Annotated in this window: 14 protein-coding genes; 10 read left to right on the top strand and 4 right to left on the bottom strand. The window is 59.9% G+C overall.

What is annotated here, in order from left to right; all coding sequences use genetic code 11:
- Nucleotides 1-4: 4 nt before the first annotated feature.
- Genes MCUHO_RS01345 through MCUHO_RS01335 form a run of 3 tightly spaced genes read right to left on the bottom strand, consistent with a single transcriptional unit; the run spans nucleotide 5 to nucleotide 1,053 of the window.
- Nucleotides 5-412 (bottom strand): archease, encoded by a 408-nt coding sequence (locus MCUHO_RS01345; protein WP_067072556.1) that lies wholly within the window; start codon nucleotides 410-412, stop codon nucleotides 5-7.
- Between the two features lie 3 nt (nucleotides 413-415).
- On the bottom strand, nucleotides 416-685 hold the full coding sequence (locus MCUHO_RS01340) for a hypothetical protein (protein WP_067072555.1): 270 nt from the start codon (nucleotides 683-685) through the stop codon (nucleotides 416-418).
- Nucleotides 686-738: 53 nt separating this feature from the next.
- Nucleotides 739-1,053: a DUF2551 domain-containing protein gene (locus MCUHO_RS01335; RefSeq protein ID WP_067072554.1), complete on the bottom strand. Its 315-nt coding sequence runs from the start codon at nucleotides 1,051-1,053 to the stop codon at nucleotides 739-741.
- Nucleotides 1,054-1,512: 459 nt separating this feature from the next.
- On the opposite strand from MCUHO_RS01335, the gene MCUHO_RS01330 reads away from it, so the two are divergent.
- From MCUHO_RS01330 to MCUHO_RS01285, 10 genes are all read left to right on the top strand, one after another.
- The gene (locus MCUHO_RS01330; RefSeq protein ID WP_067072553.1) at nucleotides 1,513-2,367 is read left to right on the top strand and encodes a protein translocase subunit SecF; all 855 of its coding nucleotides are present in this window, start codon (nucleotides 1,513-1,515) and stop codon (nucleotides 2,365-2,367) included.
- Nucleotides 2,364-3,821 carry a preprotein translocase subunit SecD gene (locus tag MCUHO_RS01325; protein ID WP_067072552.1) on the top strand — a complete coding sequence of 486 codons (1,458 nt, stop codon included), beginning with the start codon at nucleotides 2,364-2,366 and terminating at the stop codon, nucleotides 3,819-3,821. The genes MCUHO_RS01330 and MCUHO_RS01325 overlap by 4 nt, the downstream gene beginning before the upstream one ends.
- A gap of 73 nt (nucleotides 3,822-3,894) precedes the next feature.
- The gene (locus tag MCUHO_RS01320) at nucleotides 3,895-5,160 is read left to right on the top strand and encodes a tyrosine-type recombinase/integrase (protein ID WP_084385856.1); all 1,266 of its coding nucleotides are present in this window, start codon (nucleotides 3,895-3,897) and stop codon (nucleotides 5,158-5,160) included.
- 361 nt (nucleotides 5,161-5,521) lie between these two features.
- Nucleotides 5,522-5,827 carry a helix-turn-helix domain-containing protein gene (locus tag MCUHO_RS12185; RefSeq protein ID WP_084385855.1) on the top strand — a complete coding sequence of 102 codons (306 nt, stop codon included), beginning with the start codon at nucleotides 5,522-5,524 and terminating at the stop codon, nucleotides 5,825-5,827.
- Nucleotides 5,828-6,767: 940 nt separating this feature from the next.
- Nucleotides 6,768-7,328, top strand: a complete 561-nt coding sequence (locus MCUHO_RS01305) for a hypothetical protein (protein WP_067072547.1) — start codon at nucleotides 6,768-6,770, stop codon at nucleotides 7,326-7,328.
- Nucleotides 7,325-9,364, top strand: a complete 2,040-nt coding sequence (locus MCUHO_RS01300; RefSeq protein ID WP_067072545.1) for a minichromosome maintenance protein MCM — start codon at nucleotides 7,325-7,327, stop codon at nucleotides 9,362-9,364. The genes MCUHO_RS01305 and MCUHO_RS01300 overlap by 4 nt, the downstream gene beginning before the upstream one ends.
- Before the next feature lie 345 nt (nucleotides 9,365-9,709).
- Entirely contained in the window at nucleotides 9,710-9,973 is a 264-nt protein-coding gene (locus MCUHO_RS01295) for a hypothetical protein (protein ID WP_153019976.1), read from the top strand.
- A gap of 57 nt (nucleotides 9,974-10,030) precedes the next feature.
- Nucleotides 10,031-10,381 carry a hypothetical protein gene (locus MCUHO_RS01290; protein ID WP_067072542.1) on the top strand — a complete coding sequence of 117 codons (351 nt, stop codon included), beginning with the start codon at nucleotides 10,031-10,033 and terminating at the stop codon, nucleotides 10,379-10,381.
- An 11-nt stretch (nucleotides 10,382-10,392) separates the two neighbouring features.
- Nucleotides 10,393-10,629, top strand: coding sequence for a helix-turn-helix domain-containing protein (locus MCUHO_RS13120; protein WP_153019974.1), 237 nt, complete (start codon nucleotides 10,393-10,395; stop codon nucleotides 10,627-10,629).
- Entirely contained in the window at nucleotides 10,568-10,885 is a 318-nt protein-coding gene (locus MCUHO_RS01285) for a hypothetical protein (protein ID WP_067072541.1), read from the top strand. Before MCUHO_RS13120 ends, MCUHO_RS01285 begins: the two co-directional genes overlap by 62 nt.
- A gap of 394 nt (nucleotides 10,886-11,279) precedes the next feature.
- Here the strand turns inward: MCUHO_RS01285 and MCUHO_RS01275 are convergent, their stop codons facing one another.
- Entirely contained in the window at nucleotides 11,280-14,117 is a 2,838-nt protein-coding gene (locus MCUHO_RS01275) for an ATP-binding protein (RefSeq protein WP_235808115.1), read from the bottom strand.
- Nucleotides 14,118-14,120 lie beyond the last annotated feature (3 nt).

Raw genomic sequence — 14,120 nt, 5'->3', positions numbered from 1 at the left:
CCTCTCAGATATCGAAGATGATCTCCACCACGTAGCCCTCTTCTTCTTTAACGATTTCGAGCCCGAAGTAAGATATGCCCTTGACGAGCGTTCCGGCCGAGTGCCGTGCGGGGTCGAACGGCTCGCCCCTGAGGACGGCGGAGAGCCGGGTGCCCCGGAGATCGACGTCGAAGGTGCAGAAGACGGTGTTCTCGACCTCGGTGACGAAGAGCAGTTCCGAGAGGTAGTCGATCAGAAGTGATTCGAGGTTCTCCGCCTCGATCTCGATCCTCCGTTCGACTCCCCTCTCCTCGCAGGGGCCGTACATCACGTGGAACATCGCCCGGCCCGCCTCGGCAAAGAGCTCGTTCAAGGTCGTGCCCCGCACCCGCATGAGGACGTCGGCGGTGTGCTCCAGTTCTTCGAAGCTCATGATCTAGAAATCTTCGTAGAATATAGGAATCATTCCTCTGTGGATGGAATCGATGTAGCGGGCCTGGTACTTCGATATATAGACGGTGTAATCACCGATCGGAACCTGCAGGTCGGTCGCCTTCGGCGGCTTGACCGATACCGGCAGGAGGATGGGTCCGCTGCAGGATGTGCTCACTCGGAAGTCGCGTTTCCTCTGGAGGACATACGACCGGACGTCCTCCGTAACATAGATGCCCTGTGATCGACCTGGCTCCCCAACGTCGCTCTGCATGGTAGTCTCTCATATTGGTGCTGAGGCTAAAAAAGAGGTATGGTTTCTGGGAATTATGCTGTCCCGAGGATCCTCGCCACCACGTCCACGTACTGGTCCTTCAGCTCGTAGATGGAGTTCGTCCCCTCCGCGTTCCGCCTCACATGCAGGATGCCGATACGGGACGCTATGATGCCGACCATGGACGCGATGGAGTGGTAACTGATCGAGAACCGCTTCTGCAGCTTCTCGTAGATCTGGGGTATGGTGAGAGATTTTACTTTGACGAACAGGTTGAGCAGCTCATGTCGGATTCCATCCCGGTCACGTGAGAGATAACCTTTGAGTCGAGCTTCTATCTCTTTTTTGAGCTCACCGGGTGATCTCATATGTGCTTGTGATTCGGTATTTTATATATATCTTTTCTTTTCAATCATTAAATCGGGTATTCTGCCAGGAGGACGACAATTGTCTGACGAAATGCAATCGTGACGGGTATGCCGACACCGTTTCCCCAAGCCCCGGATATCATAACCCGGATACGGTTTTAACCGGATATACTCGCGATTAAGCGGCACCCCCATTCCGCATCGGTCTCCACGGCGCGCATATGGATGGAAGAGACGCCCGGAGCGTGAACGCCGTCCGTGCGACCGGCGGATGTGCATGCACCCGAGCGAACCGCACGAGGGAACGCCCCGGGGAAGAAACTCCCTGCAGCCCCAGGACGGAACCTCCCTTTACCGGGCAATTCCCGGGGCATTTCAGTAATATCCGGGCGAATTCCGGGTCCCACCACATATCCATGAGCAACCCTTTAACCTTTCACCATCGTACACTAATACAGCATGGAATTTGCCAGATACGACGTCAACAAATACTCTCCGCGGCAGATGGTAGCGCTGCCCCTCGTTCTCCTCCTCCTTGCCGGGGTGCTGCTGGGCTACACTACGCTTGCCACCGGCCTGCCCATAACGCCGGGCATCGACTTTGCGGGAGGAACGGCGGTCACCGTCTTCACGTCCGACAGCAGAGAGACGATAGAGACGACTTTTGCCGGGTATCCGCTGTTGTCGGTGGGTGAGGGAATCGGCGACGGGAAATACATCCAGTTCGGCCCGATGGACAGTGCCCAGTACCAGAGCCTTGTAGCGCTCATCAACGAGAAGTATCCCGACTCGAAGATAGACCAGATCGGCGAGACGTTCGGAAAGACACTCCAGAGTCAGGCCTTTCTCGCCCTGATCTTCTCGTTCATCGGCATGGCTGTCGTGGTCATGATCGCGTTCCGCAACATCGTGCCGGCGGGTGCGGTCGTCCTCTCCGCCTTCGCCGACATCGTCATCACCGGCGGGATCATGCAGATCATCGGTATTCCGCTCTCCCTCGGGACGACGGCGGCCCTGCTGATGCTGATCGGTTACTCCGTCGACAGTGACATCCTGCTGACCACGCGCCTCCTGAAGCGCAAGGGGAAACTCGAAGAGAAACTCTCCGGCGCATTCAAGACCGGGATCATCATGACGACCACGACCCTCGCAGCCATCGCCGCGATGTGGGTCGTCGCCACGGCGGGACAGATCCAGATCATCGCCGAGATCGCGAGCGTCCTCCTCATCGGGCTCTTTGTGGACATAATGAACACCTGGATGCTGAACGCTGGAATTCTGAAGGAATACGTCCTCCGGGGGAACAAGAAATGAACGGCGAAACTATCAAGACTCTCATCAAAGACTGGCGGGTCGCCCTGGTGCTCCTGCTGGTCGTCGGCTCCCTCGTCGGCATCTATCTTGCCCCCCCGAGCCCGGAGAAAGGGCTTGAGGGGAACCTCCAGTTCGGCCTCGATCTCGAGGGCGGCTCGTGGCTGCAGATGGAGTTCCAGTCCGTGGTCGTGGCATTCTCGACCGAGGGATCGGTCGGAGACCTCATGGAGGATCTGCGGACAGGCCTTGAGACCGAGGTTATTCGTATCGACGAGAACCACATCGAGATCCGAAAGAGCGTCACCCGTGCCGACCTCGAACCGATCTTTGCGCAGTCGGGTGCCTCGATCGTAACCTACCAGAAGGGCGTGTCGCCGTTCACCGCAGACGAGGTGAAGCGGATCCTGAACGAGAAGGTGAACGCTCTCGGGATGCAGGATGCGAGGATCAACCTGCTCACCCCGACCGGAAGCGAGTTCCCGCAGTACGTGCGGATAGAACTCGCCGGCGTTGATATGGCGACGGCGCAGGATATCGTCGGCCAGCAGGGCCTCTTCGAGATACGGGTCCAGACGGCCGGGAACGAGACCGAGCACGTCCTCTACGGCGACCAGATCACCAGCGTCGGCGTGCCGCAGAAGGACCTCGATGGCCGGTGGGGCGTCTCGTTCACGCTCACCGAGACGGGCGCAGAGGCCTTCCGTGAGGCCGCCGTCGAATCCGGAGCGGTCGACAACCCGGATGCTCACAACCTCGTGATGATCCTCGACAACGAGACCGTCTACAGCGCCCCCCTCTCCGGGGAACTTGCAGGACAACTCCGGTCGGGCCCGGTCAGGTCGCTCTCCGCGAGCACCGGAACCGGCGACGCCGGGCTCGAGGATGCGATGACGCTCCAGATCCACCTGCGGGCCGGTGCCCTGCCGGTGAAGGTGGATATCGTCGGGTCCGGTTCCGTCCCGGCGGCGCTCGGCGAACAGTTCAAGATGACGGTCGCCCTTGCCGGGCTGCTCGCGCTGCTCACGGTAGCGGTCGTCGTCTACTACCGTTACCGCGAGCCCTCGATCGTGATCCCGATGGTCGCGATCAATCTTGCAGAGATCATCATCCTGCTCGGGATCTCCCGGTTCATCATCCAGCTCGACCTCGCCACCATCGCCGGTCTGATAGCGGTGGTGGGTACCGGCATCGACCAGCTCGTCATCATCACCGACGAGGTTCTCCACGAAGGGCGTGTCCCGTCGCCGAACCTCTATATGAAGCGGTACGGGCGGGCGCTCGGTATCATCGCCGTTGCCGCCGCGACGGTCTTCATCGCCATGCTCCCGCTGGCGCTGATGGATCTCTCCACCCTCAGAGGCTTCGCCATCATCACCATACTCGGTGTCCTGATCGGCATCCTGGTCACCAGGCCCGCGTACGGAAAGATAATCATGGCGATACTCTCAAAATAACAACCCTACAACAACCTCTGTAGTGCGGATAACAGATCGAAAAGGGTATTATAACCCTGCCCCTCTGTTATCTATGGTAACTGGAGTCGGTCGGATCGAGGAGTTCACTTCTCTCCTGGGCAACCCTCGATCCGCGTCCAACTATCGTAGCGCTGTGCGGCGCTACCTCGATTTTATTTACGGTCCGGTGCGGGAAGGCAAGATCGCCACGCCCGAGGAGGCACAGCGGTATGAAGAACTTGCAGAGGAGTACTTCACCGAGAATCACAACCACGCGATCGATCTGCAACGGTTCGCGGCATCCCTCAATGCATCGAGAACCCCGCCGAAGTCGGCGATCTTCTGGCTCTCCATCGTCAAGGAGTTCTTCAAGTTTTCCGGCGTGCCGGTGGACGATGAGCTGTGGCGGACCGTGAAGCGGCGAGGCCCGAAAGGCCGCCGGGCGAGGACCCAGGAGGCGACGTTCGACAAGGAGACGATCCAGAGGATCCTACCTCACATGCCTCTCCTGGCGAAGGCGGTCTTCCTGGCGCTGATCAGCTCGGGGATGCGGGTTGGTGAGTGCCTGCAGTTGTCGCTCACGGACTTCCACCTCGACGAGGAGCCGGCCCGGATCGCGATCCCGGGCCACATCCCTAAGAACGGCGAGCCCCGCACCACCTTCATCTCCCGGGAGGCGGCGGCGGCCGTCCGGGACTGGTTGGTCGTCCGGGAAGACTGGATGCTGTCTGCAGCGAACCGGAACCGCGGCCTGCTCAAGCATTATGGGAAGGAGTATATGCAGAAGCAGATCGAGGGGGACGACCGGCTCTTCCCGGTGCAGGCGAGCACGGTTCGGGAGGGGTTCGTCGGCGCCCTGGAGAAGGTCGGCCTGGATGAGAAGGATCCGAAGACGAACCGGTTTAAGATCCATCTCCATATGTGCCGGAAATACTTCCGGACCGTCATGGCGCAGCGGATCCCTCTGGATGCGGTGGAGCTGATGATGGGGCATGACGGTTACCTGACGGACGCCTATGTCCGGTATACGGAGAGCGAGCTCCGGCAATATTACCTGCAGGCGGAAGGGGCCGTCTGTGTCGGAGTCGCGGACGACGTGGCGGCGGCTGTTGTGGGTGGCCACCTCGACGCCCTGCGGGAGGAGAACGTCGCCTTACGAGCAGAGCTCAACCAGGTGCAACGAGAGATCGCGACGATGAACGCGATGCGGGCCGATGTGGCGAGCGTCGAGGATCGGATCGCAGAACTGGCAGTTTCAGATCCCTCAGCGTCGCAGGATGTCCTCCGATTGATGATCCGAGAGGAGCTAGCCCGTGCGCGGGAGGAGCAGGGACTGTAACAGGTTCGTAACATTTTCATCAAATCTATTCTCCGCTCCCTGATCACCTAACAAGATTTAAATACCCTTTCTCTCTTTAAATAGACCTCCTAAACCAGATCCAGATTTTGGGAGAATTTCCCATTTGGTCGATGGGCTATACTGGGTTTAAATTTGCAAAAACCATTTTAAGAAGGATAGAATAGGTTATTGGTAAACAGTGCAAGTAGACATTTATCCATATTTGCAATAATGATTCAGACGCCACTACAACGCCCTTTTCGGGTTCGGCTGGAGCCCCGGCGAGAACATAGGAATACTATATAACTCCCTACTCCCCGACCTAATATTAGCCGCCCGTGTGAGGGCGGGGAGGAAACACATGAACCGCACGAACGAACTGGATTTTGGACGCCTACTGGGCGTTGCGGCTGTAGCCGAGATTCTCGATGTCTCGCGCACGACCGTTCTGGCGCTGGTCAGGAGCGGTCAGCTCCCGGCGGCACAGGTGGGACAGCAGTTCAGGATACCGGAGGCGGGAATTTACGATTACCTGCACCGGGCAGGTCTGGATGCAAAAATTGTATACGGAAACGGGGAAACGCCTACCACAGCCCGCCCCATTTCCGCAGGGACCCGCGTAGGGACCGTAGAACACGACCACACCACGGGGGTGTCTGTACGTTGACCTCTGCTACTCTTAATACTACCGCGCAGACGCCATCTACCCCCCTTCAGGCTCCGATCCGGTTGACCCGGGCTCAGTTCCGGGCATTGTCAGATTATCATCAAGCCGTGGCTCTCGTTTTCCTACGCCGCGGCACCGGCGAGGTTGAACTCGTGGAGGACGCTGAATAAGCAATTTCTAGCGAAAAGGGGGATAAAAGTGACTCAATTTAGTGAGGGCGCCCCAGCCCACGGGGCACCAACAGGAGCTAAAACGGGTTCGCGCGGTGCGCTACCCATAGGTAAGGGATTCAATGATATAAATGTATCTCAGATGGGAGCATACACGCCGCCGGCCCCGTGGGTCGTAGATGTTGCCCTCCGGGGCGGCCGGAATGCCTGCTATGTGAACGACCCCCGGCAAGGGGCAACCGCCGGCATCTGGCGGGTGGGTGGATCCGGGAACCGAGAACAGGTATCCCCTTACGCAATCGTCAGAATCGAGATTGGGCGGAGTGCTTGTGAGATCAGCCTGATCCTGCCTCGCACTGGGGACCGCCGGATCGAAACTGGCGACGTTGAGCGTCTCGCAGATGCCCTGCACCGGGCCGGTCAGAGACTCGGTTGCCGGGCCGACTGGCAGCGGGTTTTCTGGGCCGTCACAGAGTTTTGCGCGGCCGTTCGGCGCCAGGCGGCGGCGCGGGGGGTGCAGGGGTGAACCTCACCCCCTGTATATACTGTATATACACGGTGCTCTGTATATACAGTATATGCCGTGTAGCCCACCCATCGGCCGATGGGATGGTCAGAATGGAGGCGTTTTCGGGGTTATTGGAGAGGGTTCGGAGAAGAGTTTTTATATCCGTACATGACCCCCCAGTATTGTATAGAGACGACTTCTCTGTATATATTATACTGTATATACACAAGATCACTCTCTACTGTTTCTGGAGGGGTGTCCCATGACGACCCCCCTCACCCAGATCAACATCAGGGTACCCCAGGAGATCCTAGACCTGAGCAGGGCGCTCGGGGTTAACCGGACAGATGCCGCCGTCCGCGGCCTGATCCGAACGGTATGCGATGCTGCTGGGGCTCCTGACGCCCCGGGTATCAGCCCCGAAGTCGAGGCCGCAGTGGGAACGTACCTTGCTGCTCGCCGGACCTCCCTGCTCACAGAGGTTGCTGAGATCGACGAACTTCTAGCAGGTATTCAGGGTCGGGCAGCCGAGCGCCAGCAGAAGGAAGTCGAGGAACACCTCGCGGAGCACCGGCAGCAAGAGCAGGTGGCAATGTTCGAGGCCATCAAGACGGCTAAAATAGAGTTCGACACCGCACTGCAAACTCTCTCAGAGGAGGAACTCTCACCGCTCCGAGAAGTCCTTGAGTCCGACGACCTTGGGGACGTGGCGGCGACCGCAGCCGATGACCTGGTGGCCCGACACGGCTTATCGATGCCTCCCGGTGCCGACCCCGTGCAGTGGCTCGTGGATCACCTGGTCGCCACGAGGGGGCCCGCATGACCTCAGAGGCCGAAGTGACGGTCACTGATCGCGTCAGCGATTGGGCGGGAATCATAACTCGGAAGTTCGCGATCGAGTTGGCCGAACTGAAGCGCCTGTGGCCGCACCAGCGCTCGTTCCCCCTCGACACCGACCGGCTGGTTCGATCCGGGTCTCTTGGCCTGACCCTGCTCCGAGAACTGGAGGTCACTCCAGGTCGGAGCATTGAGTACATCCGGGACGCTCTGGTGCAGAAATGCCAGTACGAAGTGACCGCCGGGCGGATAGATCCCTCCCTCATAGAGATCCGGCCCGGCAACCACAACTATACGACGCCCATCGGGAAACTCCGGTCCAGCCATGCAAACATCCTCGTTACCCTCGACGGCATTATCCGAAGGGCCACCCCGCCGGTCGCGCACATGACCAAGGCAGTTTACCGATGCCGCGCCTGCGGGGCCTACACCGACCCGATCCCTCAGAGCCGCCGGCAGACCGAAGAGCCGGACGTCTGCCCGAGATGCGAGAGGAAAACTCGGATGGATCTGGTGAAGGAGCGATCAACATTCATCGACTACCAGCGGCTACAACTGGCCGAGAACCCGGAGGGTGCAGCCGCACAGCCTCAGGCCGTTGACGTGGACGTTGCCGGGGATATCGTCGGGACCGCTCAGCCTGGGGACCGGGTGCGGCTAACTGGAATCCTTCGGACTCAGCAACAGAGGGCCGGGATCCAGAACCTCCCGGACTTCAAGTACTTCCTTGAGTGTCTTTCGATTCGGATGGAAGAGACGTCATTTGCGGAGGTAAGGATCGATGAGGAGGACGAACGGCGGATCCGGGAACTGGCCGCACAACCGAACGTGTGCGATATGGTAGGAAGGTCGATCAGCCCGTCCGTCTATGGTCATGAGCGGGTGAAGCAGGCGATCGGCCTGCAACTCTTCGGGGGCGTGCGGAAGACGATGCCGGACGGAACTCCTCGTAGAGGAGACGTACATGTACTTCTGGTGGGAGACCCTGGAATTGCAAAATCGGTGATCCTTAGGTACGCGGTGAAGGTCGCCCCAAGGGGCATCTACACCAGTGGTCAAGGGACTACAAAGGCGGGTCTCACCGCAGCAGCCGTGAAGGATGACTTCAGCGATGGTCGGTGGATGCTCGAGGCCGGCGCTCTAGTTCTTGCCGATACCGGGCTGGCGGCGGTAGACGAACTCGACAAGATGAGCGAAACCGACCGTTCTGGGCTGCACGAGGCAATGGAGCAACAGAGCGTGTCGATTGCCAAGGCGGGCATATCAGCAACCCTACGGTCTAGGTGTGCCCTCCTCGGGGCAGCGAACCCGAAGAAGGGGCGGTTCGACATGTATGTCCCTCTCGCGGAGCAGATCAACATGGCCCCCTCGCTCCTTTCCCGGTTCGACCTCATTTTCACCCTCCAGGATGTGGCTGACCGGGAGAACGACGCCAAACTATCGCGGCACATCCTCGACAACCACCGGCAGCGCGACTCAGACTCTAGCTCAGACATTATAGACCCCGAAACCCTCAGAAAGTGGATCAAGCTCGGCCGGGACATTAACCCAGCCCTCACGGACGCAGCAGTAGAGGCAGTACACCGATTCTACCTCGATATGCGGGGCGGGTTCCAAGGAGGCAACGCCCCGATCCCGATCACACCCCGTCAGGAAGAAGCGGTGATCAGGCTGGCCGAGGGGGCCGCTCGGATGCGGTTGAGCAAAACTGTTTCCGCAGACGACGTCCGTGTGGCTATCACGCTCATGAGTTCCTGCCTTCGCGACGTGGCCTATGACGTCGAGACCGGACAGTACGATATCGACTGGCTCTATGCGGGGACGAGCCATAGTGATCGGAACCTTGAGCGTGAGATCGAGGGCATGATCCGCGACGGGTGCGGGAGAGCCAAAGTGACTGAAATATACGAGAAAGTCATGGAAACCGGGCATGGGTTCGACCAGATCGAGCGGACCCTGGCCCGCATGGGTCGTTCGGACTACTCTATTGTGAACGGCATGGTGTACGAGAAAAAGAACTAAGCAAAACGGAAAGATGATCCAGGTGCGGGTAGAGACCACCCCCGCCCTGCCCCTCTGGCAGGCGTTCCTCACTCCCACCCTGTCCTCATCTCGCCTGTGGATCGACCGTCCTGGCCCCACCACGCGGTCGCCCCCGGCCCCTCAACCGTCCCGTATGACGTAATCGTACGTCTAACTGATGTCATAAATTATACTTCTATATTAGTTTTAATGGTTAATTTTCTTCCATAGGTTAAATATATAAAAACAGGTGCCGACCCCCTCTGCGTAGGCAGGAGTGCCTCCCTCTATCTCCCCTGGTGTTACATGGTCACATGCAAGTATTGCGGGTCAAAGTGGCGGAGTATGCAGAGCCTCAGAGCTCATCTCCGCCATTGTCTCGCGAGGAGAAAGGCCCGCAACGAATGGATTCGCTACCCGCTCCGCGACGGCTCCCGCTCCGCGACGCTCTGCGTCGTGTCTCGCTCCCCCAAGACTCTCAGGGCTCTTGAGGCCCAGCACCGGCTCTACATCGGCGGGAGCCTTGATCCGGCCATATTCCTCGGTATCGCCGAGGGGCTACGGCTGGCGGGTCTTATTGAGACACGGCTGGAGGGATCCAGTAGATAGCGCGCGCACAGGTCGCCCGACGCCTTACGCACGTTGGGATTTCGGAAACTAATTGAAATGGAGGATAAAATGGTTCGGCAGGAATATGTGGTTACGCCCCCCCGGGGGAACGCCTATCGGATCGTTGTCGAGGTCAGGGATGAGCCTATAGTCGCGAGCCGGGGGGCTCGGACTATATCTCTTGATGCGGCATGGGTCAAGCGTGAGGCTGATGCCTTCCTCACCCGGAACAAGGACTATTCTGGGTTGGTGCCCTACTTCTCTGGATACCTTAAAGGACTACATACCATCGGGATACTGGATATCATCGAAGCGATCGCTATCCCCTCAGAAGTCCCTCCCCCCGAACTGGAGAAGAACGAAAAGGATGCCCCTCAGCAGCTCTGGGTGGCCTGGCAGCAGATGTGAGAGGGGGCGACATGGAACCTCTCTTAACCCCGCGAGAGGTCGCGGATGTCCTCGGGATCTCGATTGAGGCCGTCCGCCGGTTTACGTGGAGTGGAATCCTCCCCTCCATAAAACTCGGGGGGCCCCTCGGGATTGGACAAGGATCCGACCGAAGGATCTCCGAGCCTATCAAAGGAGGCAGGCGCGGTGAGCCGCCTCTCGGACGCCCTTTTGGTCAGGGACGCCTGGATGGGGGCCGGGTACCGTGAACGGAAATATGATGGGCAGACCTACCTCGCCGTCTCCGTATGGGCCGACGAGGAGGACGCTAAGGAGGCTGCCGCCGCGATCCGGGCGCAGGGTCACCCTGCCCGGGCGACCCGCGAGATCAGGCCGCGCCGCGCACGCCAGGTACTCCTGAAACCAACAATCTACTCGAACCAGCCGGAACGCAGGTATATGTGGGTTGTTTGGGAGGTCGAGCCTGCACATGCAGGTCAGAACACGGAAGAGACCCCGGCATGACCGTTTTGACCATCCCGTACGTTGTCCTGACCCTCATCATCGTCGGCCTGACTTTGGTTGCTATTGGGCCGGTCGTGGACGAAATGTTGGGGTACGATAATGACACGGCGGTCGTCGCCTGTGGTGTCATCGCTGTGAGATGCTTTCCGGTGGTGGTGAGTTACCGTCTCGCCGCGCCCCCCACATCATCGCTCTGGCGACCGATCTCTAGTCGGAAGGTATCTCAAGACCCTCCCAAAATTACCAGGTCTTAAATCGAGGGTGAGTCGACATTGAAAAGAGAATAATTTGAGCGAATTAGTCTGAAAAGGCGTTAATTGCGCTTTTTTCGCACCTTCCGGATCTTTGGAGTCTTCTCACCTGAATGTGCAGGTGAGTTCTGACTCCTGTCATCCTATTCCATCTCAAATTCTGCAGACTTAAACTTGAGGAGAGTGCCATTTTCTCGGACTGCCCGTTGCAGGTTCTCATCGAACCCCTTCGTGTCCACCGCGCTGATCTCGATCTTGATCGCGACGGCTGTACCCGGCCGCGAGGTGAACTGCGCGACCACCTCGTCCACGATCTGACTGAAGGTCATCTTTGCCGTGATCGGATCGACTTCCACGCGCCCGTAAAACCGGGTCTTTACGGGTTGGGCGCCTGGCGGTTTGGGTGCCATCCCGCCGGAAGATGGGCCGACCGTCACGACACCACTTCCGTCTGGGGCTTCACTACCATCGGATGACGGATCGACCGGAGAGAGCGTATCGGAAGTCTCGGGCGGCCTGATGCTCTCTTCGTATGCCGTTGCGGCGGTGGGCTCGATCAGGAGGAGGGAGTCGTCGACGACGATCGAGCGCCTGCCTTTCCCGAAGGTGAAGTCGATGTACTTCTCGCCGTCTTTCCCTGCCGCGAGCCCGAAGTAGTCCTTTGTGTCAGCCCCGGCCTCAATCGTCCGCTTCAGGACGTCCCGGTTCAGGAGACGGGGGAGATAGAGGTAGCGACAGGTGTTCTCCCAGAAATCGCCCGCCTTCATGTCGGAAGTCTCGTCCGTCCAGGACCAGCGTTTGAGTTGGTTTGCAAGATGGATCGGCGCCCACTCGGTGATCAGGGCCTCGTTCTCTTTAAGAACGCGCTCGATCTCCTCGACCGGCCGTTCGGCACCCGGGTTGATGCTGTAGTCCTCCCACGCGACCTCGGGCGAGACCCGGCCGCCCTCGAACTCCTGCACCGGCACGAGCAGCCAGCGGTAGGTCTCCCGGATCGTCCTTGCCACTGTCCGCCGGGCGATTTCGAGGCTGTTCGCTGCGTTATCTCCCATCAGGTTGTCGAGCACGATCCGCTTGTCCTTATAGTCCCAGACGATCGATTCCCACGCAAGCATTGAGCGGACATGATCGGTGAGGAGGCGCACGTTATCGGCGTCGGCGGCGAGGAAGATGAGGCGGTTCTGCCGGTGACGGGGCTGGTCGCCCCGACGTTTGAGGTATTCGGTGGCACAGACCGTCGCCATCTGGACTTCGCGCTTCCCGTAGTGGGCATGGGGCGGGAGAACGATCAGGCGGAGGGCGGAGTCGTCGGGGATATCGCCGCTTTGGGTGAAGGTATGGATGCCATCGAAGATCCCTTTCGTGACGGCCTTCTTCACGCCCTCCGCGATCGCCGGGAGGACGTCTTCTTTTTCATCGAAGCGCTTTTTCCGCTCTTCCATCTCGCGCCGAAGGTTGGGGCGGGTGTCGAACCAGTAGCGGTTCTCCGTACTGTTCAGGTAGTAGAGGCGGTCGGAGAGGCGGTGGAGGGCGTCGCGGTAGACGCTTGTCTGCTGGCCGGGCTGGACGCTCCCTAGGAGAACCCGTTCCTGCTCGATCCCCTGCATCATGCGGTTTGGGGTGCCCGGGGCACTGCCAAGGAAGACCGTCCTCGCCACCCGGCGGCAGGCCTGCACGCTCCCGAACCGGGTGTCCCTGCTCTCGATCTCGGTCGTCTCCGCACGGTCGCCATCGATGTCGCGCTCGACCACGGGGTCCCAGCCTGGCGGGAGGTAGTAGATCGCCTCATTTCTGGTGTTGCCATCGTAGAGGGGCAGGCTGCCGGGCATGATGAGGTAGTCGTTGTTGCCGTCCTTCCAGAGCCGGTGGATCACCTTTGCCATCAGTTTCAGGACGCCGCGGGTGCGCTGGAAGTTCTCGAGCGACGACCAGTCTTCGTAGAGGCGGTCGAAGATCTCGGGGTGGATCGGGTAGGCTTTGAAGAGCCGCTGGTAGTAACGGCTCTCCTGCGTCTCCCGGGGGAACTCGGCCCCCGAGGCGATGTAGAGTTCGGCAAACGAGCGGCAGACGGATTCCACGGCGGTGGTGTTCGTGATATCGGCGAAGAGCCGCCTTCTTACGATCTCAAAGGCTTCCTCGGCGGCGACGGGTTTCCAGAGCGCTTGCACACGGGCGAAGTAGTGTTCGAGGGTGCGGAGGGCGTTGACACCCCGCTGACTCCCGGCCTCCTGGTCGGACTCGGGGAGGGAGGCAAGCAGGACGGCGGTCGGCACCGCCTTCAGCGCCTCGGTGAGGGCCTGCATGAAGGTGATGTTGGAGTCGTAGGTGCCACCGGCGAGCCTCGTCTTCTCATCGAACTGCCGGATGTAAGCGACGAGTTCGTCTATCAGGATGACGCAGGGCGAGTATTGAGCGATAAGCGCGGCGAGCGTCTCCTTGCCCGGGGAGGTGCCGGACTCGTCGGCCTCCCGGATCCGCTCGTAGGCTTCTTCGCCGCCGAGCTGCCAGGCGAGGTCGCCCCACATGGTGCGCACCCTGACGTTCCCCCGTGTCTCCGGCATGTTCGGGGAGAGTTTGGTTCCGTCGATGACGACGACCCGGGCCTTCGGGAGGTCGATGACCCCGGCGGCGTCGAGGATGGGGGGGATGCCCTGCAGGTCGGCGACCGGGACGGCGCCGCGAGCGAGGTGGTAGACGGCGAGCATGGTATGCGTCTTGCCGCCGCCGAACGCGGTCTGGAGTTGGATGACCGGGTCACCGCCCTGTCCGGTGATCCGTTTCACCACGGAGTCGAGGAGGAGGCGCATCCCCTCGGTGATGTAGGTGCGCTTGAAGAAGAGCGCCGGGTCACGATACTCGGGGCTTGCGGTGCCTTTATGCACGCGGGAGAGGTCGGCCGCAAACTCCGCCTGCTGGAAGGTGCCCTTCAGGACATCCTCGTGCGGGACGGCGATCTCCCGCCAAGGTCTGAGTGATGTCATGGT

The sequence above is a fragment of the Methanoculleus horonobensis genome, from assembly GCF_001602375.1.
Taxonomy (GTDB): domain Archaea; phylum Halobacteriota; class Methanomicrobia; order Methanomicrobiales; family Methanoculleaceae; genus Methanoculleus; species Methanoculleus horonobensis.
The sequence above is the reverse complement of the archived record's forward strand: the minus strand, read 5'-3'. Positions and strand labels throughout refer to the sequence as shown.

What these genes read in the sequence shown, in the direction of transcription:
- MCUHO_RS01345 (WP_067072556.1), bottom strand. Translation starts at nt 412, where the DNA reads ATGAGCTTCGAAGAACTGGAGCACACCGCCGACGTCCTCATGCGGGTG.
- MCUHO_RS01340 (WP_067072555.1), bottom strand. Translation starts at nt 685, where the DNA reads ATGCAGAGCGACGTTGGGGAGCCAGGTCGATCACAGGGCATCTATGTT.
- MCUHO_RS01335 (WP_067072554.1), bottom strand. Translation starts at nt 1,053, where the DNA reads ATGAGATCACCCGGTGAGCTCAAAAAAGAGATAGAAGCTCGACTCAAA.
- MCUHO_RS01330 (WP_067072553.1), top strand. Translation starts at nt 1,513, where the DNA reads ATGGAATTTGCCAGATACGACGTCAACAAATACTCTCCGCGGCAGATG.
- MCUHO_RS01325 (WP_067072552.1), top strand. Translation starts at nt 2,364, where the DNA reads ATGAACGGCGAAACTATCAAGACTCTCATCAAAGACTGGCGGGTCGCC.
- MCUHO_RS01320 (WP_084385856.1), top strand. Translation starts at nt 3,895, where the DNA reads ATGGTAACTGGAGTCGGTCGGATCGAGGAGTTCACTTCTCTCCTGGGC.
- MCUHO_RS12185 (WP_084385855.1), top strand. Translation starts at nt 5,522, where the DNA reads ATGAACCGCACGAACGAACTGGATTTTGGACGCCTACTGGGCGTTGCG.
- MCUHO_RS01305 (WP_067072547.1), top strand. Translation starts at nt 6,768, where the DNA reads ATGACGACCCCCCTCACCCAGATCAACATCAGGGTACCCCAGGAGATC.
- MCUHO_RS01300 (WP_067072545.1), top strand. Translation starts at nt 7,325, where the DNA reads ATGACCTCAGAGGCCGAAGTGACGGTCACTGATCGCGTCAGCGATTGG.
- MCUHO_RS01295 (WP_153019976.1), top strand. Translation starts at nt 9,710, where the DNA reads ATGCAGAGCCTCAGAGCTCATCTCCGCCATTGTCTCGCGAGGAGAAAG.
- MCUHO_RS01290 (WP_067072542.1), top strand. Translation starts at nt 10,031, where the DNA reads ATGGAGGATAAAATGGTTCGGCAGGAATATGTGGTTACGCCCCCCCGG.
- MCUHO_RS13120 (WP_153019974.1), top strand. Translation starts at nt 10,393, where the DNA reads ATGGAACCTCTCTTAACCCCGCGAGAGGTCGCGGATGTCCTCGGGATC.
- MCUHO_RS01275 (WP_235808115.1), bottom strand. Translation starts at nt 14,117, where the DNA reads ATGACATCACTCAGACCTTGGCGGGAGATCGCCGTCCCGCACGAGGAT.